At 70.3% G+C, this 26,134-nt stretch carries 27 protein-coding genes; 15 read left to right on the plus strand and 12 right to left on the minus strand.

Going from position 1 to position 26,134, the window contains the following annotated elements:
- Nucleotides 1-2: 2 nt before the first annotated feature.
- Both nrdH and ABD108_RS01925 read right to left on the minus strand, forming a co-directional pair.
- On the minus strand, nucleotides 3-251 hold the full coding sequence (gene nrdH, locus ABD108_RS01920; RefSeq protein ID WP_220656122.1) for a glutaredoxin-like protein NrdH: 249 nt from the start codon (nucleotides 249-251) through the stop codon (nucleotides 3-5).
- A gap of 350 nt (nucleotides 252-601) precedes the next feature.
- On the minus strand, nucleotides 602-1,135 hold the full coding sequence (locus tag ABD108_RS01925; RefSeq protein ID WP_255585477.1) for an NADPH-dependent FMN reductase: 534 nt from the start codon (nucleotides 1,133-1,135) through the stop codon (nucleotides 602-604).
- Nucleotides 1,136-1,270: 135 nt separating this feature from the next.
- Here ABD108_RS01925 and ABD108_RS01930 point away from each other — a divergent pair, with 135 nt between their 5' ends.
- A complete protein-coding gene (locus tag ABD108_RS01930; protein WP_343929089.1) occupies nucleotides 1,271-1,867 on the plus strand; it encodes a TetR/AcrR family transcriptional regulator in 597 nt (198 codons plus the stop codon).
- Here the strand turns inward: ABD108_RS01930 and ABD108_RS01935 are convergent.
- The 4 genes from ABD108_RS01935 to trhO form a co-directional block, all read right to left on the minus strand.
- A complete protein-coding gene (locus ABD108_RS01935; RefSeq protein ID WP_220656124.1) occupies nucleotides 1,850-2,779 on the minus strand; it encodes an SDR family oxidoreductase in 930 nt (309 codons plus the stop codon). The two genes, ABD108_RS01930 and ABD108_RS01935, sit on opposite strands and share 18 nt — an antisense overlap.
- Nucleotides 2,780-2,856: 77 nt before the next feature.
- Nucleotides 2,857-4,260 (minus strand): N-acetylmuramoyl-L-alanine amidase family protein, encoded by a 1,404-nt coding sequence (locus tag ABD108_RS01940; RefSeq protein ID WP_220656125.1) that lies wholly within the window; start codon nucleotides 4,258-4,260, stop codon nucleotides 2,857-2,859.
- Nucleotides 4,261-4,419: 159 nt separating this feature from the next.
- Complete coding sequence (locus ABD108_RS01945; protein ID WP_255585478.1) at nucleotides 4,420-5,493, minus strand: CobW family GTP-binding protein; 1,074 nt, start codon at nucleotides 5,491-5,493, stop codon at nucleotides 4,420-4,422.
- Entirely contained in the window at nucleotides 5,490-6,326 is an 837-nt protein-coding gene (gene trhO, locus ABD108_RS01950) for an oxygen-dependent tRNA uridine(34) hydroxylase TrhO (RefSeq protein WP_343929090.1), read from the minus strand. Before trhO ends, ABD108_RS01945 begins: the two co-directional genes overlap by 4 nt.
- Before the next feature lie 86 nt (nucleotides 6,327-6,412).
- On the opposite strand from trhO, the gene ABD108_RS01955 reads away from it, so the two are divergent.
- From ABD108_RS01955 to ABD108_RS01975, 5 genes are all read left to right on the plus strand, one after another.
- Nucleotides 6,413-7,432 (plus strand): ABC transporter substrate-binding protein, encoded by a 1,020-nt coding sequence (locus ABD108_RS01955; RefSeq protein ID WP_343929091.1) that lies wholly within the window; start codon nucleotides 6,413-6,415, stop codon nucleotides 7,430-7,432.
- The gene (locus ABD108_RS01960; protein ID WP_220656128.1) at nucleotides 7,429-8,319 is read left to right on the plus strand and encodes an ABC transporter permease; all 891 of its coding nucleotides are present in this window, start codon (nucleotides 7,429-7,431) and stop codon (nucleotides 8,317-8,319) included. The genes ABD108_RS01955 and ABD108_RS01960 overlap by 4 nt, the downstream gene beginning before the upstream one ends.
- Nucleotides 8,295-9,065: an ABC transporter ATP-binding protein gene (locus ABD108_RS01965; protein WP_343929092.1), complete on the plus strand. Its 771-nt coding sequence runs from the start codon at nucleotides 8,295-8,297 to the stop codon at nucleotides 9,063-9,065. Before ABD108_RS01960 ends, ABD108_RS01965 begins: the two co-directional genes overlap by 25 nt.
- A complete protein-coding gene (locus ABD108_RS01970; protein WP_343929093.1) occupies nucleotides 9,062-11,362 on the plus strand; it encodes an arylsulfatase in 2,301 nt (766 codons plus the stop codon). The genes ABD108_RS01965 and ABD108_RS01970 overlap by 4 nt, the downstream gene beginning before the upstream one ends.
- A 97-nt stretch (nucleotides 11,363-11,459) precedes the next feature.
- Nucleotides 11,460-12,374: a TauD/TfdA dioxygenase family protein gene (locus ABD108_RS01975; protein WP_220656131.1), complete on the plus strand. Its 915-nt coding sequence runs from the start codon at nucleotides 11,460-11,462 to the stop codon at nucleotides 12,372-12,374.
- Here ABD108_RS01975 and ABD108_RS01980 read toward each other — a convergent pair.
- The 3 genes from ABD108_RS01980 to ABD108_RS01990 all read right to left on the minus strand — a co-directional run bounded on the left by ABD108_RS01980 (nucleotide 12,338) and on the right by ABD108_RS01990 (nucleotide 16,059).
- Nucleotides 12,338-13,624 (minus strand): PGAP1-like alpha/beta domain-containing protein, encoded by a 1,287-nt coding sequence (locus ABD108_RS01980; RefSeq protein ID WP_343929094.1) that lies wholly within the window; start codon nucleotides 13,622-13,624, stop codon nucleotides 12,338-12,340. The two genes, ABD108_RS01975 and ABD108_RS01980, sit on opposite strands and share 37 nt — an antisense overlap.
- A gap of 37 nt (nucleotides 13,625-13,661) precedes the next feature.
- Nucleotides 13,662-14,966, minus strand: coding sequence for a UDP-glucose dehydrogenase family protein (locus ABD108_RS01985; protein WP_343929095.1), 1,305 nt, complete (start codon nucleotides 14,964-14,966; stop codon nucleotides 13,662-13,664).
- A gap of 139 nt (nucleotides 14,967-15,105) precedes the next feature.
- A complete protein-coding gene (locus tag ABD108_RS01990) occupies nucleotides 15,106-16,059 on the minus strand; it encodes a hypothetical protein (protein WP_220656134.1) in 954 nt (317 codons plus the stop codon).
- Between the two features lie 134 nt (nucleotides 16,060-16,193).
- Here ABD108_RS01990 and ABD108_RS01995 point away from each other — a divergent pair, with 134 nt between their 5' ends.
- From ABD108_RS01995 to ABD108_RS02010, 4 genes are read left to right on the plus strand one after another with little or no spacing between them, the layout of a single operon-like run.
- Nucleotides 16,194-16,514, plus strand: coding sequence for an ArsR/SmtB family transcription factor (locus ABD108_RS01995; protein ID WP_220656135.1), 321 nt, complete (start codon nucleotides 16,194-16,196; stop codon nucleotides 16,512-16,514).
- Nucleotides 16,511-16,903 carry an SRPBCC family protein gene (locus ABD108_RS02000; RefSeq protein WP_343929096.1) on the plus strand — a complete coding sequence of 131 codons (393 nt, stop codon included), beginning with the start codon at nucleotides 16,511-16,513 and terminating at the stop codon, nucleotides 16,901-16,903. The genes ABD108_RS01995 and ABD108_RS02000 overlap by 4 nt, the downstream gene beginning before the upstream one ends.
- A 28-nt stretch (nucleotides 16,904-16,931) precedes the next feature.
- Nucleotides 16,932-17,621: a GNAT family N-acetyltransferase gene (locus tag ABD108_RS02005; RefSeq protein WP_343929097.1), complete on the plus strand. Its 690-nt coding sequence runs from the start codon at nucleotides 16,932-16,934 to the stop codon at nucleotides 17,619-17,621.
- Nucleotides 17,618-18,433, plus strand: a complete 816-nt coding sequence (locus ABD108_RS02010; RefSeq protein WP_343929098.1) for a polysaccharide deacetylase family protein — start codon at nucleotides 17,618-17,620, stop codon at nucleotides 18,431-18,433. Before ABD108_RS02005 ends, ABD108_RS02010 begins: the two co-directional genes overlap by 4 nt.
- 3 nt (nucleotides 18,434-18,436) lie before the next feature.
- Here ABD108_RS02010 and ABD108_RS02015 read toward each other — a convergent pair whose 3' ends face one another.
- Entirely contained in the window at nucleotides 18,437-19,573 is a 1,137-nt protein-coding gene (locus tag ABD108_RS02015) for a CopD family protein (RefSeq protein ID WP_343929099.1), read from the minus strand.
- 252 nt (nucleotides 19,574-19,825) lie between these two features.
- Between ABD108_RS02015 and ABD108_RS02020 the strand changes: the two genes are divergently transcribed.
- Nucleotides 19,826-21,079: an MFS transporter gene (locus ABD108_RS02020; protein ID WP_343929100.1), complete on the plus strand. Its 1,254-nt coding sequence runs from the start codon at nucleotides 19,826-19,828 to the stop codon at nucleotides 21,077-21,079.
- Between the two features lie 10 nt (nucleotides 21,080-21,089).
- Entirely contained in the window at nucleotides 21,090-21,551 is a 462-nt protein-coding gene (locus ABD108_RS02025) for an NUDIX hydrolase (RefSeq protein WP_220656141.1), read from the plus strand.
- On the opposite strand, the gene ABD108_RS02030 is transcribed toward ABD108_RS02025, so the two are convergent.
- Entirely contained in the window at nucleotides 21,469-22,878 is a 1,410-nt protein-coding gene (locus ABD108_RS02030) for an MFS transporter (RefSeq protein WP_343929101.1), read from the minus strand. The genes ABD108_RS02025 and ABD108_RS02030 overlap by 83 nt on opposite strands.
- 59 nt (nucleotides 22,879-22,937) lie before the next feature.
- Between ABD108_RS02030 and ABD108_RS02035 the strand changes: the two genes are divergently transcribed.
- Complete coding sequence (locus ABD108_RS02035; protein WP_343929102.1) at nucleotides 22,938-23,450, plus strand: winged helix-turn-helix transcriptional regulator; 513 nt, start codon at nucleotides 22,938-22,940, stop codon at nucleotides 23,448-23,450.
- Here the strand turns inward: ABD108_RS02035 and ABD108_RS02040 are convergent.
- Nucleotides 23,447-23,692, minus strand: coding sequence for a DUF2630 family protein (locus tag ABD108_RS02040; protein WP_220656144.1), 246 nt, complete (start codon nucleotides 23,690-23,692; stop codon nucleotides 23,447-23,449). The genes ABD108_RS02035 and ABD108_RS02040 overlap by 4 nt on opposite strands.
- 110 nt (nucleotides 23,693-23,802) lie before the next feature.
- Here ABD108_RS02040 and ABD108_RS02045 point away from each other — a divergent pair, with 110 nt between their 5' ends.
- On the plus strand, nucleotides 23,803-25,794 hold the full coding sequence (locus tag ABD108_RS02045) for an acyl CoA:acetate/3-ketoacid CoA transferase (protein WP_343929103.1): 1,992 nt from the start codon (nucleotides 23,803-23,805) through the stop codon (nucleotides 25,792-25,794).
- A complete protein-coding gene (locus ABD108_RS02050; protein ID WP_220656146.1) occupies nucleotides 25,791-26,129 on the plus strand; it encodes a UBP-type zinc finger domain-containing protein in 339 nt (112 codons plus the stop codon). The genes ABD108_RS02045 and ABD108_RS02050 overlap by 4 nt, the downstream gene beginning before the upstream one ends.
- The last annotated feature ends 5 nt before the right edge of the window (nucleotides 26,130-26,134 follow it).

Consider the following 26,134-nt stretch of genomic DNA (forward strand, 5'->3'; position numbering starts at 1 on the left):
GCCTAGGCCGTGGCCGTGGCGGCGACGAGCGCCTTGACCCGGTCGGGACGGAAGCCCGACCAGTGATCCTCACCCGCGACGACGACGGGGGCCTGCAGGTAGCCGAGGGCCATCACGTAGTCACGAGCCTCCGGCTCCTCCGTGATGTCCACGACGCGGTACTCGAGCCCGGCCTTGTCCAGCGCCTTGTACGTGGCATTGCACTGCACGCACGCGGGCTTCGTGTAGACGGTGATCTCGACCTGGCTCATGGACGGCTCCCCTTCGCTGGACTCGACCCCGAGGCTTACTCGGAACTCGATTATGGATCGATGGACTGACAAGTTTTCGCCGCCCCGAGGGGCGTTTGCCTGCGTGAACCCAGCCGTTCCGAATGACCCGTCATCGACCCTTCGGAGCGCACTCGACGCTCCGTGGGGACGTCCGCTCGCGCAGTGCTCAGAACACTACACCTAGTGGTGCTCTGCGGGAAGCAACACAACCACTTGCGAACCACATTCGTGAAATTACCAGGTCGCAAGTCGGCCGAACGCCCTTTTTCATCGTGAATCCCCAGGACACGCCGGGAAGTCACGACACGCCGACCGACGCGCCCGGAGTGTCAGCGAACGGGCTCGACGAGGCGCGCCACGAGGTCCCCGGCGCGGCGCACGGCCTCATCGTGCTCGCGCGGCGACTTGCCCTCGAGACCGGAGATCGGGAACTCCACCACCAGCCCCTCCGGGACCTCCCCGCCGGCGATGGTGACTGCCCGCTCCGCATCCGCGAGAGTCGTGTCGAGACGGTGCCCCACACCGGCCAGCGCCACCCGCTTGCCGGACAGTGCGCTGGCGCCGTAGGGGCGCGAGCCCCAGTCGATGACGTTCTTGAGGACCGCGCTCAGAGTGCCGTTGTTCGGGGGCGCCAGCAGCAGCAGCGCATCGGCGTCGCGGATCCGGTCGCGCAGCGCCGCCGCCGGAGCGGGCGCGTCGGCACCGTCGATGTCCTCGTTGTAGAAGGGCACGTCGGCGATGCCGTCGGCGATCTCGATCCGCACGCCCTGCGGCGGATTCTCGGCGATCACCTCGGCCAGTTCGCGGTTGAGCGATGCGCTGCGCAGCGATCCGACGATCGCGAGCACGGTGATGTCGGACATGTTCTCGACTCCTCGTTTCCAAGCGGTGCGGTGCGCCCGACCGGGCGACATCCGCCCCAAGCTAACGGACTTCGGTCCGGATTTCTTCCCCCGGATCATGGTGAGCGCAAATCGGGCCCGGTACGCTCACTTTCGATGACCGGTCCACTGATCCCCCTCGCCCAGCCGCAGGCCGGCCCGCGGCGCGATGCCGCGCGCAACCGCGAACTGCTGATCGACGCCGCGCAGCGGCTGTTCGCCGAGCACGGCGTGGACGCGGTGAGCATGGACGCCGTGGCGCAGGCCGCGGGCGTGGGCAAGGGCACCGTGTTCCGGCGCTTCGGCTCGCGCGCGGGACTGCTCCAGGCCCTGCTCGACCACGACGAGATCGAGTTGCAGCAGACCTTCATGTTCGGCCCGCCGCCGCTCGGTCCGGGCGGTGATCCACAGCAGCGCCTCGTCGAGTATGGCAAGGCCCGGATGCAGATGATCGCGCGCCACGGCGATCTCCTGCGCGGTGCCGAGCAGGCCGCCCGCGATCCCTACGACGAGCCCCCGTGGCGGGTGTCCGCGATGACGGTGCGCTCGATGCTGGTAGCCGCCGGCCGCACGGAGCACGCGGACGTCTGGGCCGCGGCGCTCATGGCCACACTGAGCCCGGCCTGGGTGCTCCACCAGCTCGCCTCCGGCGTCTCGCAGGAGGCGCTGGACGCGGTCTGGGCGGAGCACGTACTCCTACTGACCGCGCTCTGAGAGCTGCTTCGGCTCCGACTGCTGCCCACGCTCGGAGATCTTCGCGAGGTAGGCGAAGCGATCGTTGGCGATGCGCATCGCGATCTCGTAGGGAGGCGCGAACTTCTGCTTCCAGAAGTAGCCGAAGCGGGTGTCGAAGGACGTGTACACCAGGTACTTGTTCTTCAGCACGCCCGCGATGATGGCCCGCGCGGCCTTCTCCGGCGAGACCTTGGGGAACGAGTCGATCCCCTTGTTCACCTTCGGGTTCGTGCGATCGACGCCGTTGATCTCGACCGTCTTCACCAGGCCGGTGTCCACCGCGCCGGGACACACCACGCTGACGCCGATGTTGTAGCGACGCAGGTCGTAGCGGAGCACCTCGGAGACGCCCACGAGACCGAACTTGGCGGCGGAGTACGCGGAGTGCCAGGGCAGCGCCAGCAGTCCCGCGGCGGAGGCGACGTTGACCAGCTGCCCGCCGCGACCGGCGGCGATCATCGGCGGCACGAAGGTCTCGATCACGTGGATCGGGCCCATGAGATTGACGTCCACGGTCTTGCGCCACTGGTCGTGGGTGAGGTTCTGGACGGTGCCCCACACGGAGATCCCGGCGATGTTCATCACGATGTCGAGCGAGCCGGCAGCGGCGTGCACCTCATCGGCGAAGGCCACCACCGCGTCGTAGTCGGAGACGTCGAAAGCCCTGGACGCGATGACTTTCGCGCCCAGGGCGGTGACGTGGCGGGTGACGGCGTCGAGCTGCTCGGCGTTGATATCGGTGAGCACGAGCTCGGCGCCGTGCGCCGCGAGAAGATCAGCGGTAGCGCGGCCGATCCCGCTGGCCGCGCCGGTGACGAGGACCTTCTTCCCCTTCAGGTCCTTGATCGGCGGGGCCATGTGGACGAGCCGGACGATATCGCGAAGTGCCATATCGCCAGCTTGCCAGAACGGGCCGCGCTACCGCTTCCCGCCGGGGCGTGACGTCCCCGACGGAAGCTACTGGGGTGTTAGCGGGGAAGCAGCGCGCCCGCGCCCAGGATGGACTTCAGGATGTCCGCGGCGGCGCCGGGACCCTGTGCGGACTGCAGCGCGCTGAGCGCCTGCGGGCTGGACATCAGGGTGTTCACCAGCTGCGAACCCTGCGGGCTGGCCAGGAACTCGACGGCCTTCGGACCCATCTCGAACAGGGTGTTGACGCCGAGGGGCTGGCTCTGGCCGGGGATCACGACCTGCGGGAGCTGCGGCAGCGTCAGCTGCCCCACGCCCGGGATCGAGACCGACGGTGCCGGTGCCGCGGTGGGGGCCGCCACGCCGGGGACCGTGGCCGCGGGGGCCTGGACGGTGCCGGCCGGGGCGCCGCCCTGGAGCATCGGGACGCCCGAGACGATGGGCGAGGTGCCCGGCGTTCCGGGAGTGACAGGGCTGACCGGGGTGGTCGCGGTGCCACCGGGGACGGCGGGGACGATCGGCGTCTGTGCCGGAGCGGTGGGAACCGTCGCTGCGGGTGCGGTCGGCGCGGTCACCGCGGGTGCGGTACCGGCCGGGGCGGTAGCGGCCGGGGCGGTGCCGGCCGGCGGCTGCGGGATCGCGCCGGGATCGGTCTGCACCGGTGCCTGCACGGGCTCGGCGACGGCCTTGCCCGCCACCGGCTTGCCGGTCAGCTGCGCGATGACGCCGTTGGCGATGGTGGCGGCGTACTGCACCTGGCCGTCGGGCGAGGTGAGCAGCGCGGCGTCCTCGGGGTTGGCGAGGTTGCCCAGGTTCGCGTAGACGAGCGGGATGTTCACCAGCGAGGGCAGCGCGCTCGCGGTCTGCGCGATGCCGTCCTTGCCGCCCAGGTACTGCGCGGGGATGAAGCCGCCCAGGCGCTGCGCGTCGCGGACCACCGTGCTCGCGGGGGCGCTCACGGCCTGCGCATCGGAGACCTTGGCGTCGGCGGCACCGGCGGCCGGGGTTTCGAGGAGGAAGCCGCGCTGGGCCGCGTCCTGCACGATGTTGTTGATGCTCACGGCCAGGTCGGCGCCCGACTTGTTCGCCGCGGCGGCGCGCTGGTCGACGCAACCGCCGAAGCCGGCGTCGTCGGCGCGGGACAGGATCACCTTGGCGCCCTGGCTCTGGAGTGCGGCCTCGACCATCTTGGTGACGGCGAAGTTGACCTTGTGATCAGGGGTTCCGTTGGCCGCGATGGCCACCGGGTTCACGCACGGAACGGTGCCGCCGCGACCGTCGGCGACCTTCTTCGCCTGGTCGATCGCGGACGAGACCGAGGAACCGGCGTCGAGAAACACGGTCTTGCCGTCGAGGGGCTTTGCGGGAGCGGGTGCAGGGTCTGCGGCCGCGATGCCGGGCGTCGCGAACAACGCGACGGCAGCAGCGGCCAGCGAACCTGCGAGAACACTGGTCTTCTTCATGGCAGCTGGGCACCGGGGAAGTGGTGCCGCTCTCCTTCCGAGTCTCTTGTGCAACTTTCGTCACATCAGTCACACGAGAAACAGTGAACCATCAATTGAGACTTTAGGGAAACCCGGATGGCGATCGTTACCGTTCCGTTATCTTCGGGCCGAGTCCGATCAGAGTTCGGTGATCGCCGAATCCTCTTGGGCCGCAGTCGAGAAACGCAACAGCGAGAGCACGGCGGCGGTGTCCGCGGCCGATTCGGCCGTGCCCGCGCACGCCTCGACCCGGGCACGGATATCGGCCTCATTGAGGTCGATACCGAGGAAGACGAGCACGGACGGCTCCCCCGACCGGCGGCCACGCTCCAGAGCCGTCCGCACGTGCCGTCCCACCGTGTGCACCTCCAGCCGGGTGCCGTCGGCCACGGTGACGAAGCCCTTCACCCGGAACACTCCCGGCGGAGGGTCGCACAGCAGGTCCGCCGCGCGGCGCGCGTCCAGCGGACCGGTCTGCACGTCGACGGCGGCGTACCCGTCGTGCAGGTGAGCATGCTCGTGCGAATCGTGGTCGTGCTGTTCCTCGGCGCGCAGAGCCTCGTCGAGCGTCAGCTGTCGCGGCGCCCGCTCACGCTCCGCAGCGCGTTCGGCGAGCACCTCGGGGTCGACGAGCAGCTCCGTGGGCAACGCGGCCTCCACCGTCCGGACGATCGGGACCGACGGTGCGTGCTCGCGCACCGTCGCGTGCACCGCATCCGCGTCCGTGGCGAGATCGATCTTGTTGAGCACCACGAGGTCGGCCAGCGCGAGGTGATGCCGCAGCGAGGGATGCCGGCGCAGCGTGTCGTGGAGGTGCGCGGCATCGGCCACGTAGACCAGGCCGCCGTAGTCGATCCGCGGGTCCTCCGCGAGCACCACCCGACGCACCATCGCGGCGGGCTCCGCCAACCCGGAGGCCTCCACCACGATCACATCGAGCTCGCGGGCGGCCAGCGCGCCGAGCACGTCCTCCAGTTCGTCGTCGTCGACGGTGCAGCACACGCAACCGTTGCTCAGCGAGACCGTCTGGACCGCCCCGGAACCGCCCGCGCCCGCCACCAGGAGGGCGTCGATGTTGACCGCCCCGAAATCGTTCACCACCACCCCGATGCGGGCACCGGTGGCGCCGCTGAGCAGGTGGTTGAGGAGCGTCGACTTACCCGCGCCGAGGTATCCCGCCACCACCACCACGGGCACGGGGCGCCGGCTCACGATGCGCAGTCCTCGCAGAGCACCGCGAGTTCCCGGTCGTGGGGTTCGGGAAGGTTCGCGACCTTCGAAGAGGGCGTGCCGCACTGGGCGCACCGTCCGATCCGCTTGCTGTGGTCGGAGAATTCGAGGCTCATCCGGCGGTCGAAGACGTACATCGCGCCCTCCCACAGACCACCGTCGCCGAACCGCTCGCCGTAGCGGGCGATCCCGCCGTCGAGCTGATAGACCTCGCCGAAGCCGCGGTTACGCATGAGGGCACTGAGCACCTCGCAGCGCACCCCTCCCGTGCAGTAGGTGATCACCGGCCGGCCTTTGAGATGGTCGTACTCACCGGAATCGAGCAGGCCGACGAAGTCGCGGGTGGTCTTCGCCGGGGTCACCACCGCGCCCGCGAAGCGCCCGATCTCGGCCTCGATCGCATTGCGTCCGTCGAAGAAGACGGCATCGGGGCGCTGCCGCACCAGCTCGTTCACCTCCTCCGGGCTGAGTGCGGTGCCGCCGCCGCGCACCCCGTCGGCGTCGACGACCAGCTCGTCCGGCACGCCGAAGGTGACGATCTCCTCGCGCGCCCGGACGGTGAGCTTGGGGAAATCGTCGGCGGAGCCGTCCGACCACTTGACGTCGGCCCGCGCGAACGCGGGGTACTCCTTGGTGGCGCGCAGGTAGCGCTTGACGGCGCGGATCTCGCCGCCCACCGTCACGTTGATCCCGTGCGGGGACACCAGGATCCGGCCGCGCAGACCGTTCGCCTCACACAGCGACCGCTGCCACAGCCGGATCGCCTCCGGATCGGCGAGCGGGGTGAACACGTAGAACAGCACGATCTTTCCCATGACCGCCCCAGTCTATCGAGACCGCCTTGCGCTCAGCCTGCGCGCAAGGCTTCCGTGCGGAGCGCCTGGGCCGAACACTCTGTCGCATGCGTTTTCGTCTGCCGCGCCTCGCCGCGGCCCTCGTCGCGGCCGTCACCGTGGCCGCCTGCTCCGGTCCGGCGGGGCCCGCCTACGACCCGCGCGCCCCGATCCCGGCGGACGTCCCCGCCGGGACCACGATCACCGTCGCCGATCAGCAGTCGATCCTCAAGACGATGCTCACCGCCTCGGGTGAGCTCGGCCGGCTGCCGTTCACGGTGAAGTTCGCCGACTTCGCCGGCGGCCCGGCGATCCTGGAATCCTTCCGCGCGGGCGCGGCGCAGGTGGCGATCGTGGCCGATGTGCCGCCGATCCACGCGCAGATCGCCCGGTTCCCCAGCCCGATCATCAAGGCGTGGCAGCAGGACCGCGGCGGCGTGGGCGTGGTGGCGCGGCCGGGAATCACCCTGCGCAGCCTTGCCGACCTGCGCGGACGCAAGATCGGCTACGCCGAGGGCACGGCGCATCAGGCGATGGTGCTGCGGCTGCTGCGCACGGCCGGACTGTCCAAGCACGATGTGCAGTTGGTGCCGCTCCAACTCACCGAGGTGGGCGAGGCGCTCGGCGCCGGGCAGATCGACATCGCGCCCCTGATGGAGCCGATCAACACCAAATACCGCAAGGCCCACCCGGACGCGCAGGCATTGCCCGACCCGGTCGCCCAGGCCGCGCAGTCCGGGCTGATGTTCCTGTACTCGCCGCAGGCCGCGCTGGCGGATCCGGCGACGGCGTCCGCGCTGCGCCATCTGTCGTCCGCGCTCGATCGGGCCCGCGGCTGGGTGGACGCCGACAAGAACCGCTGGGTGCAGACCTATTACGTCGGCGCCCTGAAGATCCCCGCCACCGTGGGCTCCGTCGCGTACGACGGCCAGGGCGGCTGGCGACCGGTGGCGCTCGACCCGGCGCTCGTGCAGCGCCAGCAGGACACCATCGACACCCTCGCCCAGTTCGACGAGATCCCCGGGGGCCGCATCTCCGCCGAGGGCTCCGTCGACTTCCGCTTCGCGACCGAGAAGGACCCCTCATGACCAGTACTCCCCTCGGCCGCCTCGGTAGCGGCCTCGGCGGCGATACCGTCCCGGAACAACGGCCCGGTGCGCTCGACCCCGATCACGAGCTGCTCCCCCGGCCCGCATCGCGGCGGGCACTCGTGGACGCCCGCCCCATCGGCGCGTGGATCCTGGCCGGCCCGGCGCTGGTGGTCGCGGTGTGGGCGGCCGGTTCGGCGACCGGCGTCATCCCCGACACCGTGCTGTCGGCGCCCTGGACGGTGGTCCGGACCGCGTGGAACCTCGCCGCCGACGGCTCGCTGTGGTCCAACATCTGGGCCTCCGCGCAGCGCGCGATCGTCGGCGGCGTCCTGGGCGTCGCCCTGGCGGTGGCGCTCGCGCTGCTCTCGGGCCTGACCCGCCCGGGCGAGGCACTGATCGACGGCACCGTCACGATCTACCGGGCGATCCCCGCGCTGGCACTGCTGCCGCTGTTCATCGTGTGGTTCGGCATCGGCGAGGAGATGAAGATCGTCCTCATCACCCTGGCGGTGGCCACGCCGGTGTACCTGAACACCCACGCCGGCCTACGCGGCATCGACCGCAAGTACGTGGAGCTGGCCGAGACCGTGGGGCTCAGCCGCGCGGCGTTCGTGCGGCGGATCGCCATCCCGGGGGCGCTCCCCGGGTTCTTCACCGGACTGCGCCTGGGCGCCACCGTGGCCTGGCTCGCCCTCGTGGTGGTCGAGCAGGTCGGCGCCTCGGACGGCATCGGCTACCTCATGTACAAGGCCCGGCTGTACGGCCTCACCGACGTGATCGTGGTCGGACTCGCCGTGTACGCCGTACTCGGCTTCGGCACCGATCTCGCGGTGCGCACCCTCTCCCGAAAGGCACTCTCATGGCAGAGCACGTTGGCGCACTGAACGATCCCGCACTCGATCAGGAGCCGGTGATCGTCGCGCGGAACCTGGTGCGCGGCTTCGACGGCCGCGCGGTGCTGCGCGGTGTGGACCTGACGATCCGGCGGGGCGAGTTCGTGGCGCTGCTCGGCCGCTCCGGCTCCGGTAAGTCGACGTTGCTGCGCGCCATCGCCTCGCTGGACGACGGGGTGCCCGGTTCCGGCGTGCTGGAGGTGGATCCCCGTCGCGCGGTGGTCTTCCAGGATTCCCGCCTGCTGCCCTGGGCGCGGGTGTTGGAGAACGTGGTGCTCGGGCTCTCCGGCTCCGATCCGAAGGAGGTGGGCCGGGCGCTGCTGAAGGAGGTCGGCCTGGACGGCAGGGAGACGGCCTGGCCCAAGGAACTCTCGGGTGGTCAGCAGCAGCGGGTGGCGCTGGCGCGCAGCCTGGTCCGCGAGCCCGCGGTGCTGCTCGCCGACGAGCCCTTCGGTGCGCTCGACGCCCTCACCAAGCTGAAGATGCACGATCTGCTGCGGGCACTGGTGGCGCGGCACCGCCCCGGAGTCCTCCTGATCACGCACGACGTCGATGAGGCCATCGCTCTGGCCGACCGGATCCTCGTGCTCGATCACGGCATCCTGTCGGTCGATCTCACCCTGCCCGCGGACACCGGGCGCCGTCCCGGTGAGAACGGTTTCGCGGAGCTGCGCAGTCGGCTCCTCGACGCCCTCGGGGTCGACCAGGGGCACGAGGCGGTGACCGCTCCCGCATGACGATCCCCGACTACGCCCGGGGCTACGAGGGATTCACCGGACGGATCGGTCGTACCGAGGAGGAGTCCACCCCTGCGTGGCCGCAGGAACGCCGCGCCCGCGCGGGCTCGCCCAACATCATCGTGGTGCTCGTCGACGACATGGGCTTCTCCGATATCGGCCCGTACGGTTCGGAGATCCCCACACCGAACCTGGACGCGCTCGCTGCGCGCGGCATCGTCTCCACCAATCACCACACCACACCGGTGTGCTCCCCCGCCCGGGCCGCCCTCCTCACCGGACTCAATCCGCATCGCGCCGGGTACGGCTCGGTGGCGAACTCCGATCCGGGATATCCGAATCTGCGGCTCAGCCTGGCCGACGATGTGCTCACCCTGCCGGAGATCCTCCGTGAATCGGGCTACGCCACCTACGCCGTGGGCAAATGGCACCTCGCGAAGGATTCCCGACTCGGACCCGACGCCGATCGCGGATCCTGGCCACTGCAAAGGGGATTCGATCACTACTACGGATCCCTGGAGGGGCTGAACTCCTTCTTCCATCCGAATCAACTGGTGCGTGACAACACCGTCGATCCCGTGACCGAGTATTCGCAGGGCTTCTACGTGACCGACGCCCTCACCGACACCGCGACGAGCTGGATCAAGGACCTGCGCGCCCACGACGCCGACAAACCCTTCTTCCTGTACTTCGCGCACATCGCGATGCACGGCCCGCTGCAGGTCAAGGACGAGGACCTGCCGCGCGGCGACCTCGACTACGCGCGCGGCTGGGATGCCGTGCGGGCGGCCCGATTCGCGCGCCAGCAGGAGCTGGGCCTGTTCGGCCCGGAGGTCTCTCCCGCCGCGCGCAACACCGAACCCGGCTACGACGTGCCCGCCTGGGACGAGCTCGACCCGGACCGGCAGCGCCGGTTCGCGCGGTACATGCAGGTGTACGCCGCGATGGTGCGCACCGTGGACGACAGTCTCGGCGCGCTGCTGGCCACCGTGGAAGAACTGGGCGAGCTCGACGACACGATCGTGGTCTTCAGCTCCGACAACGGCGGCACCGCCGAGGGCGGCCCCGAGGGCACTCGCAGCTACTTCGCGGAGTTCGTGAAGTTCGCCTCCGGTGGCGCCCCGCAGGGCTGGGAGGGCGATGTCGATCATCCGGAGGAGCTGATCGGCTCCGCACGCCTCGGGGTGCACTATCCGCGCGGCTGGGGGCAGGTCTCCAACACGCCCTTCCGCTTCTACAAGGGCCAGACCTTCGCCGGCGGCGTGCGGGTGCCGCTGGTCCTGTCCTGGCCGGGCGGCCTCGACGCCCGCGGCGTCCGGGATCAGTACTCGTTCGTCACCGATGTGGCGCCCACCCTTCTCGATCTCGCGGGCGTACCGACGCCGGACAGCCGGCACGGGGTGGCGGCCAAGCAGCGCGACGGGCTCTCCCAGCGCGCGGCGTGGTCGGACCCGGCGGCGCCCTCGGCCCGCACGCACCAGTACTCCGAGTTCCGCGGACACCGCGGATACTACCGGGACGGATGGAAGCTGCTGAGCCGCTTCGATCCCGGCGACGATCCGTTGGCGCCCCGCTGGGAGTTGTACGACAACCGCACCGATCCCGCCGAGACCCGCGATCTCGCTGCTGAGCATCCGGATCTGGTGGCCGAGTTGGCCGCCGAGTGGGAACACCAGGCGTGGCGGAACACTGTCTTCCCCATCGTGATCGACGGCTCCACGCGCAATCCCGCGGAGCGGCGGCTGGCCGATCCCGTGCGGCTGCTGCCCGGTACTCCGGTGCTGGAGCGGTACCGCTCGGCGAAGCTGGTGCAGTACCGCGACTTCCGCATCGACATCGACCTGCGCTTCGAGCCCGGCGACGAGGGCGTGCTGGTGGCGCACGGCGACGCCCTGGGCGGCTACCTCGTGTACATCCAGGGCGGCGCGGTCGTGGTGGGCTACAACGCGTACGGCCGGTACGAGGAGGCCCGCGCCGCGATCCCGCCGGGCACGCGCACCGTCGGGCTCACCGCGTCCGTGCGGCCGGACCTGCGGTGGGACCTCACGCTCACCGTCGACGGTGCGCCCGCCGCGGCGCTCGCGGACCGCGTCCAGCTGATCGGCATGGCTCCCTGGACGGGGATCTCGGTGGGCGTGGACGCGCGCGGTCCCGTGTCGTGGGATCTGCGCGAGCGCCGCGGCGTCTTCCCGTACTCCGGCTCCCTGCGTTCGGTGACGTACACGCCCGGGGCGGTCGCGGTGCCCGCGGCCACGATCGAGCGCTTGCAGCAGGAGGCCGAGGAGGAGGCGGATTGATCGCATTGCGCTTGCGGTGAATACAACCCTGGCGATCCGCGCGCTCGTCGAGTGTCCTTGAACCACAAGCAATCGATCTGCCGCCCGGGAGGCACTCATGACCGCGACGCTCGAACCGACCACCACCTCCGAGATCACCGTCACGAAGCTCAGTGAGCACATCGGCGCGATCGTGCACGGGGTCCGGCTGGGCGGCGACATCGACGACGCCACCGCGGAGCGGATCCTGGACCTGCTCGCCGAGCACGAGGTGATCTTCTTCCGCGACCAGCACCACCTCGACGATGCCGGCCAGCACGCCTTCGCCGGCCGGATCGGTGTTCCCACCACTCCGCACCCCACCGTGCGGTCCGATTCAGATCTGCTGCCGATCGAGGGCGCGGCGAACAGCTGGCACACAGATGTCTCGTTCGTGGACCGCGTGCCGAAGGCGTCCATCCTGCGCCCGGTCACGCTGCCCCCGCACGGCGGCAACACCACGTGGGCGTCCACCACCCGCGCCTACGACCGGCTTCCGGAGCCGCTCAAGGTGCTCGCGGAGAACCTGCGCGCGATCCACACCAACGATTACGACTACGCGGGCCACAACTCGACCTACCAGCGCGCGGAGTACCACCAGGAGTTCATCCGGAACATCTTCGAGTCCGAGCATCCGGTGGTGCGCGTGCACCCCGAGACCGGCCGCCGATCGCTGCTGCTGGGCCACTTCGTCAGCAAGTTCGCGGGCCTGAGCTCGCAGGATTCGGCGCCGATCCTGGCACTGTTTCAGCGTCGGATCGAGAACCCGGACAACACCGTGCGGTGGGCCTGGCAGCCGGGCGACGTCGCGATCTGGGACAACCGCTCCACGCAGCACTTCGGTATCAACGACTACGGCGACAACAAGCGCCTGCTGCGTCGGGTGACGCTGGCGGGCGACATCCCCGTCGGCGTCGACGGCCGAGAGGGTGTGGCGCTCAAGGGCGATGCGTCCGATTACTCCCCGGTGACGCCCGCCCGGCAGCGCGGCTGAGAGAGCCAGTTCCGGAGCGCGGCGTACACCGCCTCGGAGCGCAGCAGGGTGAAGTGGTGGGCGCCGCCGAGGTGGACGCCCGCGTCATCGGTGAATCCGATGCGGCGGGCGCGGTCTCGGCCCGCCGCACTGGGCGCGAGGACGAGCCCGTCGCCCACGAGCCGTCCCACGGGGTGCGCGGCGCTCCTGGTCACGGTGGCCGTCACGAAGTAGTGCGCGGCACCGTCCAGGAGTGGCACCTCGGCCGCCACCGCCCGGCCCAGCGCATCCGGGTCGCGGCCAGTCCAGTCCTCGTCGACGATCGACCCGGCGCGCAGATCCCGGATCCCCGCGCTGCGCCTGCGCAGTAACCGACCGAACGGTGCGGTCTCCGGGATCGCGACCAGGGCGGCGCTGCCGTAGTGCGCCGCCTGTTCGAGCGGGGCTCCGAGGTGCGGTGTCCCCAGGCTCACCGTGGCGGACACCGTTCGGACCCAGCGCATGCCCGCCTGCTGGGCGAGATGTGCCGCGCTGCGGGCGACGAGACCGCCCATCGAGTGCCCGATCACCGTGATGTCCGTGATCGGCACCGGCCACATCGCGTGCAGGCGTTCGAGCAGCGTCGCCAGATCGGCGCCGGTGTCGCTGATGTGGCGCCCGCTGTTGTAGCGCACGTACACCGGCGTCGCGTCGAGGTCGATCGCGAGCCGCACGCCGTAGTCGTCCGCTGCCAGACCGCCCGCTCCCCAGGCGTGTTCGGTCTCGCTGAGGCCGTGCAGGAAGACGACGATCCGCCCCGTGGCACCGTCGTAGACCTCCTGCGGGTCCAGGCGACCCGCAGGCATCTCGGTCGCTTCGAGGTGCACGATGGCGCCGTCCACCCGCACCGTGACGGGATCGGCCGCCAGTGGCGAGCCGGCCGCGGCGAGCTCGTCACCGACGAGCCCGAGAACGGCGCCGATCAGGGTGGCGCCGCGCACCGTCTCCGAGGGCGGGCGGTCACCCGGGTAGTCCGCCGCGGCGCCGGCGATCCTGCCCGCCGCCCGGGCGGCGGAGCCGATCGCCCGGTACACGCCGTCGGTGATGCCGTCGTGCAGCACCCGGACCGGCGCGGCGGCGGGTCCCACACCGAGCCGGATGGCGGCGAACACCCGGTCGGATATCGCCCGGTGAACAACGTGGACCCCGCCGGTGGCCACCGCCACCTCACTGCATCCCAGTTCGGCGAGGGCCCTGACCTCGGCCCGACGCCGGTCCACGACTGCACTCATGACAATTGAGTGTACAGTCGTGCACTGGATTGTCGAATCAGGCGCGGTACGCCCACCCGGCGGCGCGCCACTGCTCGGCCGGCATGCAGTTGCGGCCGTCGAGCAGCGAACGCCGGCGCACCACGGCGCCCACCGCCGCCGGATCGAGCTCGCGGAACTGCGTCCACTCGGTGAGCACCAGCACCACATCGGCGCCCTCGCACGCCTCCAAGGCCGTGGTGGCGTAGTCCAGCGTGGGGAAGACGCGGCGCGAGTTGTCCATGGCCTCAGGGTCGTACACGGAGACCGCGGCACCCTGCAGCTGGATCTGTCCGGCGATGTTCAGGGCCGGGGAATCGCGCACATCGTCGGAATCGGGCTTGAACGCGGCGCCGAGAACGGCCACCTTCGCGCCGAGCAGTGAGCCACCGCAGGCCTCGCGGGCGAGGTCCACCATGCGGGTGCGCCGGCTCATGTTGATCGCGTCCACCTCACGGAGCAGTCCGTGCATGTGGCCCGCCCCCAGTTCGCCGGACCGGGCCATGAAGGCGCGGATGTCCTTGGGCAGGCATCCACCGCCGAAACCGATTCCGGCACCGAGGAAACGACGACCGATCCGGGAGTCCACGCCGATCGCGTCGGCCAGGGCCACCACATCGGCGCCGGCGGCCTCGCAGACCTCGGAGACGGCGTTGATGAACGAGATCTTGGTGGCCAGGAAGGCGTTCGCGGAGATCTTCACCAGTTCGGCGGTGGCGGTGTCGGTGAGGAAGAACGGGGTATCGCGGGCGATGATCGGGGCGTAGATCTCGCGCGCCACCTGCTCGGCACGGCCGCCCGGCTCGGCGCCGAGCACCAGGCGATCGGGCTCCAGAGTGTCCTTGACGGCGTGCCCCTCGCGCAGGAACTCGGGGTTCCAGGCGAACTCCACGGTGATGCCCTCCGACGTCAACTCGGCGGCGCGGGCGCGCAGCAGCTCGGTGGTGCCCACGGGCACCGTCGACTTCCCCAGGATGACCGCGTCGCGGCGCAGGTGCGGCACGAGCGAGTCGACCACGGAGTTCACATAGGTGAGGTCGGCGGCGAACTCGCCCTTGCGCTGCGGGGTACCGACGGCGATGAAGTGCACATCGCCGAACTCCCCGGCCTCCTCGTAGGAGTCGGTGAACCGCAGCCGGCCCGCCTCGATGTTCCGCTTGAGCACGGCCGGCAGACCGGGCTCGTGGAAGGGCACCTTGCCCTCGGACAGCGCCGCGATCTTGCTGAGGTTCACATCGACGCCGAGCACCTCGTGGCCCAGCTCCGCCATGCACGCCGCGTGCGTGGCTCCCAGGTATCCCGTACCCAGCACTGTCATCTTCATGCGCCGAAGGTAGGTCGGCGAGATGCCGACACGGAAGCTCGCCGAGCCCTAGTTCGGCAAGGGTTACGCAGGGATTCATGCAGGCCGCGGCTCCGCCGCGCGGTGTTAGCCGTTCGTCAACACCGCGTTACCCGGGCGGCTACTCCGCGCCGGGCGCATCGGGGGCCGAGGACTCCGCCGTGCCCGCGCCACGGCGCGGCTCCCGGCCCTTGAGGATGCGCTTGGGCAGACGATTGACCAGGTCGCTCATCGGGTTGACCGCTGCGGTCATCAGCGCGACGGCCTCGTTGAGCTCGGCCACCACGTCGGGAAGCTGCGAGACGGCGTCGAGGGTGCCGCCGGGCGCGACCGCCCGCTCGATCGCGCCCTGCTGACCGAGCAGCTGATCGACGAGGCCACCGTCTTCGATGGCGCGGTCGATCACGCCGCCGTCGGCGGTGAGCTTGTCGATCAGTCCGTCCTGGCCGGTCAGCTTGTCGAGCACACCGTCCTTGGCGGCCAGCTTGTCGAGTACGCCGCCCTTCTCGGTGAGCTTGTCGAGCACGCCGTCCTTGGACATGAGCTTCTCCAGCACCCCGTCGGGCGCAGTGAGCTTGTCGATGACGCCGCCCTCGGAGGTGAGACGCTCCAGAACGCCCTCGGATTCGGTGATCTGGTCCACCACACCGCCGGGCCGGGTGAGCCGGTCGAGGGGGCCGCCCTCGTTGGTGAGGCGCGAGATGGGGCCGTCGTCCTTGGTGGCCTGATCGAGCAGACCACCGGGCGCGGTGAGCTTTTCGAGCATGCCGCCGGGCTCAGTGAGCCGGTCGACGACGCCGCCGGGCTTGAGGACGCGGTCCAACGGTCCCCCGCGCTTGATGATGATCCCGATCGGCCGGTCGGGTTCGAGCATGCTCGCGAACCGCTGCAGCAGTTGCGTCGGCGACAGCGCACCGTGCTCGCCCTCCACGTGCAGGGCGCTGTTCACCTCCGCCTCCACGTTCTGGACGGCGAAGCGGGTCACGGCGACCCCGCCCTCGACGGCCGCCATCGCGGCATCGGCGGTGGAGAATGCGACGCGCAACGGCGCCGTGACCAAGCCCTTCAGATCCATACCGGGCATCGTATGCGGCGGAGTGAGAGGAATCTGCGGTAATCCACTCATTGCGACGCCGGAGACATCCCGAATGCGGAACGACGCGTCGGAGATAGTTGACACGTCGGAAATCTCCGACATATCGTCGGCGGGTGACCACGCACAGCACCGATCGCGTCTTCCTGGCGCTCGCCAACCCCGTGCGCCGCGAGCTCCTGCAGATCCTGCGCGCCGGCCCGCTCGCCGCGGGTGAGCTGAGCGAGCGGTTCGCCTTGAGCCGCCCCGCCGTCGCCGAACACCTCAAGGTGCTGCGCGAAGCCGGGCTCGTGGCCGATGAACCGATCGGACGCAAGCGGATCTACCGCCTCACCGCCGAGCCCCTGGCCGACCTCGGCGAATGGTTGCACCCGTTCGAGAAGTTCTGGCGGGCACGCCTGTCCGCGCTCGCCACGATCGCTGAGGAGTTGGAATGACGAGCATCACCCTGGATCAGTTCATCGCCGCCGCACCGGCCACCGTGTGGCGAGTTATTACGGAATCCGAACTGGTACAGCGCTGGTGGGCCACCGGCGACATCTCCGCGGAACCGGGACACGAGTTCACGCTCGATATGCCCGGCTTCGGAGCCCAGCCGTGCCGTGTGATCGAGTCGACACCGCCGCACCGGTTCGCGTACACCTTCACTCCCGCGTGGACCCTCACGTGGACCCTGGAACCCGAGGGCAGCGGCACCCGATTGTTCCTGGAACACAGTGGTTTCGACCTCGACGATCAGCGGATGGCGGCGGCCTTCACCCGGATGGGGCCGGGCTGGCGGGACGCGGTGCTCCCCCGTCTCCGCGCGACCGCGGAGGCCCTGTGACGGCACTGCGGTCTGGAACAATTCGTGGGTGACCGAGACCAGCGTCCTCTCCGATCCCGTCAACACCGCACTGAATGGGCTCCACCGCCGATTCCGTGACGTCAGTGGACGGATCTCCCGGTATCAGCCGGACGTCTCCGTGTTCTTCGGCCACCCGCGCGAGCTCACTGCGGACGACTACGCCGACGCGGCCCGCCTGGCCGATCACCACGGCGTGGTCCTGCTCCGCGATCGCGCGACGCCGCTGCCCTCCGACTGGACGGTGCACGAGACGATCGGGCTGGTCCAGTACAGCGGGGCCGATATCGACACCGCACCGGCACCCGAGGCGGTGCGGCTCAACGCCGACGACATCCCCGAGATGACCGCCCTGGTCCAGCGCACCAAGCCAGGGCCATTCCTGCCGCGCACCATCGAACTGGGCACCTACCTGGGCATCCGGGACGCCGAGGGCGCACTCATCGCGATGGCGGGCGAGCGCATGCACCCGCCCGGATGGACCGAGATCAGTGCGGTGTGCACCGCCCCGGAGGCGCGCGGACGAGGCCTGGCGGCGCGGCTCATCCGCGCCGTCGCGCACGGCATCCGCGAGCGCGGCGAACTCCCCTTCCTGCACACCTCCGACGACAATCCGGCGCGCGCCCTCTACGACGCCATGGGCTTCGTCCACACCCGCACCGTCCCGCTCGAGGTCATCCGGATCGGCGGCACACGATGAGCGGACACGGGATCGATCGGCGCAGCCTCCTGGCGATGCTCGCCGCCGGCACCGTGACCGCCCTGTCCGGGTGCGCCGCGTCCGCGCCCGCGCACCCCGGTGACGAGGAGCCCTCGTCGCCTCCGCCTCCCACGCCCGCCCCGACCAAGGTCCTCGGGCCGCCGGCGCCCGGCACCGTCCGCACCCCGATCCCCGCGGCACCGATCACCCGGTTGCCCGGCCCCGGCCGCAACCTCGCCCTCACCGTGGACGACGGTGCCAATGCCGAGGTGGTGGGCGCCTACGCCCGGTTCGCACAGGACACGGGAGCCCGGATCACCTTCTTCGTGACCGGGAGCTTCGAGGGCTGGACGGCGCACCGCGACACGCTCCGGCCGCTCGTCGACTCCGGACAGGTGCAGTTGGCGAACCACACCTGGAGCCACCCATCGCTGATCGCCCTCTCCGCGAAAGGCGTGGCGCGAGAACTGGGGCGCACCAAGGATTTCCTGCGCCAGAACTTCGGGGTGGACGGTACGCCGTACTACCGTCCGCCCTTCGGGTACCGGAACGCCGCCGTGGACGCGGTCGCCGCCGATCTCGGATACACGGTGCCCGCACTGTGGTTCGGTTCGCTGTCGGACTCCGGCCTCATCACCGAGCAGTACCTGCTCGAGTGCGCGCGCAAGTACTTCACCGAGCAGGCGATCGTGATCGGACATGCGAACCACCTGCCGGTGACGCGCGTGTATCCACAGCTGGTGGACATCATCCGGTCCCGCAACCTGCAGATGGTCACGCTCAACGACGTGCTCGCACCGCCCCGCCGCTAGCGATCAGGCGGCGATGGGCCCGTCGGGTGCGGTCGCGCGATCGGGCACCGTGCGCACCGCGAGGACGCACCCGCCGACGAGGAGCGCCACCAGGAGCGCGCCCACACCGAAGGAGTTCCAGTCGAACGGGCCGGCCGCCGCACCGTCGGCCTGTTTGCGCGCGGACCCCGACAGGAAGGGCACGATCAGCAGCACCGCGATTCCGGCGAGGGCCTCGGCCGCCACGACCGCCGGGAAGTGCCGCAGGGCGAGCCGGACGAATCCGGCGTCGTCGCCCGCGAGCCGGGCCCGGCGGATACCGGGGATCAGTACCCGCACGTTGTATGCGCCGGCGGCCACCATCAGCATCACCAGCACGATCTTGAGCAGGAGGAACCGCCCGTACGACGTGCTGACGAACTGGCCGACGGTGCCCACGTGGACCCAGGACAGCCACACCCCGCTCACCGTCACCGCCACGACCGCGGCCATCGCCCAGACGCTGAACCGCGCCCACATCCGCTCGAAGGCACCGGCTCCGTCGACCCCCGTGCGGCGCGCCCGCAGACCCGCGGCACCGAGCACGAAGACGCCGCCCAGCCAGATCACACAGGCCAGGATGTGCGTGAGCTTGAGCGCCCGGTTCGCCGTCGCGTCGAGCGTGGTGATCGTCGCGGTGAGGCTCGGCGCCGAGGCAGCGAGGATCGCCACCGCGAAGCCGGCGACCGCCACCGCGCGGCCGCCGAACCGCACCATGGCGATGATCGTGACGGCCAGCAGCGCGAACAGGGCGAGCTGGACGGTGGCCATCGCGGCCGCGGAGATCCACGCCCCCTTCTCCCGTGGGAGCGCGAGGTAGTCGCCGAACCGTGCGGGCGAGAGCGATTCCGCGAACGTGGAGCCGAGCTTGCTGCGCGCGATCCGAGCCGCGTACTGGGCGTAACCGGCCACGGCGACGAAGGCCGCTACCGGGACGGCGAGCGCCCGCACGCTCCGGTCCGCGGCGCCTCCGCGCGCATGGGCGGGCAGGAGGAACGCCAGGGTGAGGCAGAACCCGGTGGCCAGTGCGAGCGCACCGAAGTACCCGACCTGAGTGAGGATCCGCCACAGCGGGGGTGCGGCCGGCCCGGCGGCCGCTTCGAGCATGGTGAGGCTTGTCATAGTCGAGTGAGCGTAGCCTTGCCAACCTCATCTGCCTAATCGGACAAAACACCTCTCTACCTGGGGTTTTGTTAGTCTCGGCAAGCGGGCGATTGCAACGGTGACCGGCGGGTTGACGACGATTGGTAGAATGATTCGTCGGCCCGTTGCGGCCACACCACAATCTCCGTGTATCTACCTGGCACGGCCTGCGGGCATTCCAAGGCGGCACGCAAGCGTCGCGGCGATGCAGCCGCGGGAAGGAAACCCCCGGTGACCGCCACCACGACCGCACCCGATTCCGAGGCCACCCCCGAGACCACCGAGTCCGGCGCCTCCCTGCTCTCCGTCGCGGGTCCCACCTACTTCCCCATCGCCTTCATCGCGCGGCTCCCGTTCGCGATGATGGTGGTGGGCGTGCTCACGCTCGTGGTCGCCGGCCGCGAGTCGCTCGCCTTCGGCGGCCTCAGTTCCGCGATGGTCGGCCTCGGGGCCGCCGCGGTCGGCCCGCTCGTCGGCGCCGCGGCGGACCGCTTCGGCCAGCGCCGCGCCGTACTCGCCGCCGGAATCGTCAACAGCCTTGCGCTGCTTCTCATGACCTGGGTCGTGTTCAGCTCACTGCCCGGCTGGGCGGTGCTCGCCTCCGCCGCACTGGTGGGCGCTTCCGCGCCTCAGGTGGGGCCGATGTCCCGCAGCCGGCTCGTCGCGATGATCACCACCCGGCTTCCGGCACGCCGCCGTTCGCGGACCCTGTTGTCCACCATGGCCTACGAGTCCGCCGCCGATGAGGTGATCTTCGTCTTCGGGCCGGTGATCGTGGGCCTGCTCGCCACCACCATGAACGTGGCCGCCCCCATGATCGGCGCGGCCGTGCTCACCGCGATCTTCGTGACCGCCTTCGCGCTGCACCCCAGCGGCCGGGCCGTTCCTGCCGCACACGACGGCGCGGTGGTCCAGGCCCCGGCCCGCGAGCTGCTGCGCCCCGGCGTCCTCGTCGTGGTGGCCGGCGTCTTCGGCATGGGGCTGTTCTTCGGCTCCACCCTCACCGGGCTCACCGCCTTCATGCGCGATGCGGGCAACGCCGAATCGGCCGGCCTGTACTACGGCGTGATGGGCGTGGGTTCCGCTGCGCTGGCACTGGGTTCGGCCCTGCTGCCCGAGCGGTTCACCCTCGCGATGCGCTGGGTCGCCTTCGCCGCCGTTCTCGTGACCGGCGCCGCGATCATGGCGGCCGCACCGTCGCTGCCCTGGCTCGTTCTGGGGCTGGCCGTCGCCGGAATCGGCGTGGGCCCCACCCTGGTGACCGACTTCAGCCTCGGTGCCGACCGCAGCCCGGTGGGCCGCTCGGCCACCGTGATGACGATCATGGGCTCGGCCCTGATCCTCGGCCAATCGACCGCGTCGGCGATCAACGGCCTGCTCGCCGAGAACGTGGGAACCGCTGCGGCGCAGGGCACGCCCGTGATCGCGGCACTGGTCGTACTCTCCGCCGGCATCGCCAACGCACTCCTGGTGCGGCGCCAGTAGGCTCGATCGCGTGACCACGACCAGCGCGGGCCTGCTCCTGTACCGGACCACGGATTCCGGCACCGAGGTGCTGATCGCGCACATGGGCGGCCCGTTCTGGAGCCGCAAGGACGCGCACGCCTGGTCGATCCCCAAGGGCCTCTACACCGACGAGGAACCGCTCGCCGCCGCGGAGCGCGAGTTCACCGAGGAACTCGGATCGCCGCCGCCCTCCGGTCCGACGGTGCCGCTCGGTTCGGTCCGGCAGTCGGGTGGCAAGACGGTCACCGTATTCGCGCGCCCCGGCGACTTCGACGCCGAGCGCATCACCTCGAACGACTTCGAACTGGAGTGGCCGCGCGGATCGGGCCGGATGCAACGCTTCCCCGAGGTCGACCGCGCCGGCTGGTTCAGCCTCGACGAGGCGGCGGAGAAGCTGGTGAAGGCGCAGGGCGCGTTCCTGGATCGCCTGCGCGAGCACCTGAACGCATAGCCCACACCGCCCCCGCGCACACCAGCGAGACACCGGCGGCGGCGAGAGCGGTGGCGTTCCACCCCGCCACGGCGGACGCCGATCCCGCGGCCAGGACGCCCGCGATCGTTACACCCAGCGACGAGCCGACGTACCGCGCAGTGTTGTTCGCGCCGCTGCCCATTGCCGCATCAGCAGCCGGAACGCTCGCGATCGCCTCCCGCGCGAGACCGGTGTTGAGCATGCCCGATGCCACCCCCGCCAGGATCAGCCCCGGCACCATGCGCGCCGGCGAAGCACCGTCGGACAGGCCCGCCGTGAGCAGCAGGCCGACGGCCACACCGATCAGGCCGCCGACCAGGTGTGCACGCCCGGACAGGACCTGTGCGAGGCGGGAGAAGCACAGCGCCGCTATGGCACTCGTCCCGGACCACAGCGCGAGCAGCCCGCCCGCCTGGAGAGTGTTCAAGCCCATACCGTGCACCACGAAGGTGCCCGCATAGGACATCGCCGAGATCACGCCGATGCCCGTGCCGAACGCCGCGATCGTGGCCGCGAGGAATCGCGGCCGACGGAAGAGTCCGGGATCGACCAGCGTCGCCCGGCCGCGACGCTGACTGACCACGAGCCCCACCGCGAGCAGCACCGCCGCACCCGCGAGCGCTAGGGCGAGAGCGCCCGCCGCGGCGCGGAATTCGACGATCGCCGAGACCGCTGCGACCAGTGCGCCGGTGAGCAGTACCACCCCGACCGCATCGAACGGGCGGTCGGGCCGCTGCGGGCTGCGCGCCGGGATACGGCGGGCCGACCACCAGAGTGCGACACCGCCGACGGCGAGCGCCAGATAGAACAGGCGCCACCCGTTCGCGAGGTCGAGCAGCCCGGTGATCACCGGCCCCAGGGCGATCCCGGCACCCATCGACGAACTCCACCACACCGCTGTGCGCGCCCGGTGCCCATCGTGCTCGCTCACTGCGGCGACGAGCCCCAGGCCGGTGGCGATCATCCCCGCGGTTCCGATCCCGGCGGCGACTCTGGCGATCACGAACCACGGCGCGGTGGTGGACACCGCACAGGCGAGATCGGCGAGAACGAAGACCGCCGCGCCGGCGAGGAAGACGCGCCGGTGGCCGATGCGGTCGGCCACCACACCGGCGGCCACGAGCGCGGCCGCCAGGCCGACGCTCATCGACGCGAGGATCCAGGTGGCCCCGGCCGGGCCGGCCCCGAGCGCGCCGTTGAGCGTGACGGCGTTCCCGAGCGGCCCCGCATAGGCGAGCATCGCGACGAAGGTGCTGCCGGTGACGGTGGCGAGCACCGCGCCGTAACCGCCATCAAGTCTTGTCATAAGACTCATCATGGTCCAGATTGAGTCTCGTCACAAGACCTGATTGCTAGACTCGGCTCGTGGCTCTGGGGACGAGATACGACCGGCAGGGATGCTTCCTCGCGCGGGCGCTCGAAGTGGTCGGCGAGCGCTGGACCCTGCTGATTCTGCGCGACTGCTTCTACGGCGTGCGCCACTTCAGCGATCTACTGGCCCATCTCGACGTCTCCCGCGGAGTGCTCGCCGAACGCCTCGACACCCTGGTCGAGGCGGGGATCCTCACCCGCGAGCGATCGGGACGCGAGGTGGAGTACCGCCTCACCGAGGCCGGCGAGGCGCTCTGGCCCACCGTCTACTCGTTGAGCCGGTGGGGCGAGCGCTACCTCTCGGGCGCCCATCCACCGAAGATCTTCAGCCACGCGGCCTGCGGTACCGATATCGACGAGACCGGCCTGTGCCCGCACTGCGGCACCGTCCCGACGGTGCGCGACCTGGACGTCCGGTCCGCCCCGGGGCACAACGCGATGCGCCGCGACGACCCCGTCGCGGTCGCCCTGCGCGAGCAGCACCGCATGCTCGCACCGCTCCCCTAGTTCCGGTAGTCCTCGACCACGGGCGCGGGACGCGCCGCCGCATCATTCGGGTTCTCCCCGAACTCGCGCTTGGCTTTCCGCTGCCGGAGCAGATCCCACGCCTGGTCCAGCTGCTCCTCGAGCGTCTGGAGTTGCGCGTTCTCCTCAGCGGCGTCGATCTCGCCGGCGGCGAGCTTGCTGCGCAGCTCGTGCTCGGTGTCGATGAGTCGCTGAATCCGGGCGTGGATCGCATCGTCGGTCATGCACCGATACTGCCACCGATTCCCCTGATTTTCGCCCGCAGAAGGGGTTCGGGTCGGGCTAGAGTACGAACCGGATGGTGACCCGCGTCACAGTAGGAATGAGGGAGCAAATGACGATCGACCCAGTTCTGACCCGGACCAGCGCGTCACCGATCCGCGACAAGGTGGTCACAGCGGATGAGGCGGTGCGCCTGATCCGCAACGGCGACTACCTGGTGGTCGAAGGATTCGCCGGACAGGGGTACGCCGAGGAGCTGGTGCTCGCACTCGAACGCCGCTACCTCGCGAGCGGCAACCCCAAGGACCTGTCCCTCGTGTTCACCGTGGCCCAGGGCGACCGCGGCGACCGCGGCTTCGTCCACCTCTGCCACGACGGCATGCTCAAGCGCTCGCTCGGCGGCCACTACGGGATGGCGCCGGCCCTGCAGAAGCTGGCCGTGTCCGGCGGCATCGAGGCCTACAACCTGCCGCAGGGGGTACTCGCCCAACTCATCCGCGATACGGGCGCAGGAAAACCCGGGCTGCTCACTCGGGTGGGCCTGGGCACCTTCGCCGACCCCCGGCTGGGCGGCGGCAAGGTCAACGACGTGACCACCGAGGACCGCGTGCGGATCATGGAGATCGACGGCACCGAGTACTTGTTCTACAAGGCCTTCGACCGGCTGGACGTTGCCTTCCTCCGCGGCACCACCGCCGATCCGGCGGGCAACGTGACGATGGAGAAGGAATCGCTCACCCTCGAGGCACTGGAGATCGCGATCGCCGTGCACAACCGCGGCGGACTGGTGATCGTGCAGGTGGAGCGGATCGCCGAACGCGGCTCGCTGCACCCGCGTGACGTGAAGATCCCCGGGGTGCTCGTGGACTGCGTGGTGCTCGCCACCTCGCCCGAGCGGCACACGCAGTCGTGGGGCTCCCAGTACAACCCGAGCATGAGCGGCGAGATCCGGCAGCCGATGTCGCGGGTCGCGGCCATGCCGCTGGACCCCCGCAAGGTGATCGCGCGCCGTGCCGCCATGGAGCTCCGGCCGAATTCGGTGGTGAACCTCGGCATCGGCGTTCCGGAGGGCGTCGCCGCGGTGGCCACCGAGGAGGGCATCCTCGACTACCTGACACTCACCGCGGAACCCGGGGTGATCGGCGGAATGCCCGCGGGTGGCACTGATTTCGGATCCGCGGTGAATCCCGATGCGATCCTCGCGCAGCCCTCGCAGTTCGACTTCTACGACGGCGGTGGTCTGGACGCCGCCTTCCTCGGCCTGGCGCAGGCCGACCAGCACGGCAACGTGAACGTGAGCCGGTTCGGGCCGCGGCTGGCGGGTGCCGGCGGATTCATCAACATCAGCCAGAACGCGAAGTCCGTGTACTTCCTCGGCACCTTCCTCGCGCCCGCGCACACCGAGGTGGTCGACGGCACGATCGTCACCACGCAGGGGCCGGCCGCGCCGAAGTTCCTCAAGGACGTGGATCAGCGCACGTTCTCGGGCGAGTACGCCGTGCGCAGCGGCCAGCCGGTCATGTTCATCACCGAGCGCTGCGTCTTCGTCCTCACCGAACGGGGGATGGAACTCACCGAGATCGCGCCCGGGATCGACCTGCAGCGCGATGTGCTCGACCTCATCGAATTCGAGCCGGTGATGGACAACCCGCCGGTCACCATGGACCCGCGGATCTTCCGCGACGAACCGATGGGCCTGGGCGACGACCTGCTCACCGTGCCGCTGGAGGCCCGGTTCAGCTACGACGCGAACCGGAACATCTTCTTCCTCAACCTGGAAGGCATCGCGGTCCGCACCGAGGACGACATCCAGGACGCCTTCACCGAGATCGATCAGCGACTCGCCAAGATCGGGCGCCAGGTGAACATGGTGGTCAACTACGACAACTTCTCGCTGCCACCGGAACTGGCGGACAGCTTCGCGGCGTGCGTGCGCACCACGAATCGCTACTGTGAAACGGTGACCCGCTACACGACGTCCGCGTTCCTCCGGCTCAAGCTGGCCGACCACCTGGCCGACCGCGGCCTGGCGCCGCACCTGTACGAGAGCCGGGGCGAGGCGATCGCCGCCTCCCACACCCCCGAGGCGGGAGCAGCCGAATGAGCGGCATCGATCTCACGGCCGTGCCCAGTGGCACGGGCTGCCAGGAATGCGATGCCGCGGGCGGGTGGTGGTTCCACCTGCGGCGGTGCGCGCAGTGCGGGCACATCGGGTGCTGCGATTCCTCGCCCAGCAAGCACGCGAGCAAGCATGCGCTCGCGACCGACCACCCCGTGATCCAGAGCTTCGAACCCGGGGAGGACTGGTTCTGGGACTTCCGTACCGAACTCGTCTTCGAGGGTCCGGACCTCGCCGAACCCACCAGTCACCCCGTCGATCAGCCCGCCCCCGGTCCCGCCGGCCGGGTGCCCGGCGACTGGATGCAACAGCTGAACTGAGGCCC

Origin of the sequence: Tsukamurella strandjordii, assembly GCF_039525985.1 — a bacterium.
Classification (GTDB): domain Bacteria; phylum Actinomycetota; class Actinomycetes; order Mycobacteriales; family Mycobacteriaceae; genus Tsukamurella; species Tsukamurella strandjordii.

Coding starts and splice junctions, on each gene's coding strand:
- ABD108_RS02000 (WP_343929096.1), top strand. CDS start 16,511: ATGACGAGCATCACCCTGGATCAGTTCATCGCCGCCGCACCGGCCACC.
- ABD108_RS01990 (WP_220656134.1), bottom strand. CDS start 16,059: ATGGATCTGAAGGGCTTGGTCACGGCGCCGTTGCGCGTCGCATTCTCC.
- ABD108_RS02050 (WP_220656146.1), top strand. CDS start 25,791: ATGAGCGGCATCGATCTCACGGCCGTGCCCAGTGGCACGGGCTGCCAG.
- ABD108_RS01955 (WP_343929091.1), top strand. CDS start 6,413: ATGCGTTTTCGTCTGCCGCGCCTCGCCGCGGCCCTCGTCGCGGCCGTC.
- ABD108_RS01985 (WP_343929095.1), bottom strand. CDS start 14,966: ATGAAGATGACAGTGCTGGGTACGGGATACCTGGGAGCCACGCACGCG.
- ABD108_RS02015 (WP_343929099.1), bottom strand. CDS start 19,573: ATGACAAGCCTCACCATGCTCGAAGCGGCCGCCGGGCCGGCCGCACCC.
- nrdH (WP_220656122.1), bottom strand. CDS start 251: ATGAGCCAGGTCGAGATCACCGTCTACACGAAGCCCGCGTGCGTGCAG.
- ABD108_RS01925 (WP_255585477.1), bottom strand. CDS start 1,135: ATGTCCGACATCACCGTGCTCGCGATCGTCGGATCGCTGCGCAGCGCA.
- trhO (WP_343929090.1), bottom strand. CDS start 6,326: ATGGGAAAGATCGTGCTGTTCTACGTGTTCACCCCGCTCGCCGATCCG.
- ABD108_RS02045 (WP_343929103.1), top strand. CDS start 23,803: ATGACGATCGACCCAGTTCTGACCCGGACCAGCGCGTCACCGATCCGC.
- ABD108_RS01970 (WP_343929093.1), top strand. CDS start 9,062: ATGACGATCCCCGACTACGCCCGGGGCTACGAGGGATTCACCGGACGG.
- ABD108_RS01975 (WP_220656131.1), top strand. CDS start 11,460: ATGACCGCGACGCTCGAACCGACCACCACCTCCGAGATCACCGTCACG.
- ABD108_RS01965 (WP_343929092.1), top strand. CDS start 8,295: ATGGCAGAGCACGTTGGCGCACTGAACGATCCCGCACTCGATCAGGAG.
- ABD108_RS02010 (WP_343929098.1), top strand. CDS start 17,618: ATGAGCGGACACGGGATCGATCGGCGCAGCCTCCTGGCGATGCTCGCC.
- ABD108_RS02040 (WP_220656144.1), bottom strand. CDS start 23,692: ATGACCGACGATGCGATCCACGCCCGGATTCAGCGACTCATCGACACC.
- ABD108_RS01940 (WP_220656125.1), bottom strand. CDS start 4,260: ATGAAGAAGACCAGTGTTCTCGCAGGTTCGCTGGCCGCTGCTGCCGTC.
- ABD108_RS01960 (WP_220656128.1), top strand. CDS start 7,429: ATGACCAGTACTCCCCTCGGCCGCCTCGGTAGCGGCCTCGGCGGCGAT.
- ABD108_RS02030 (WP_343929101.1), bottom strand. CDS start 22,878: ATGACAAGACTTGATGGCGGTTACGGCGCGGTGCTCGCCACCGTCACC.
- ABD108_RS01935 (WP_220656124.1), bottom strand. CDS start 2,779: ATGGCACTTCGCGATATCGTCCGGCTCGTCCACATGGCCCCGCCGATC.
- ABD108_RS01980 (WP_343929094.1), bottom strand. CDS start 13,624: ATGAGTGCAGTCGTGGACCGGCGTCGGGCCGAGGTCAGGGCCCTCGCC.
- ABD108_RS01930 (WP_343929089.1), top strand. CDS start 1,271: ATGACCGGTCCACTGATCCCCCTCGCCCAGCCGCAGGCCGGCCCGCGG.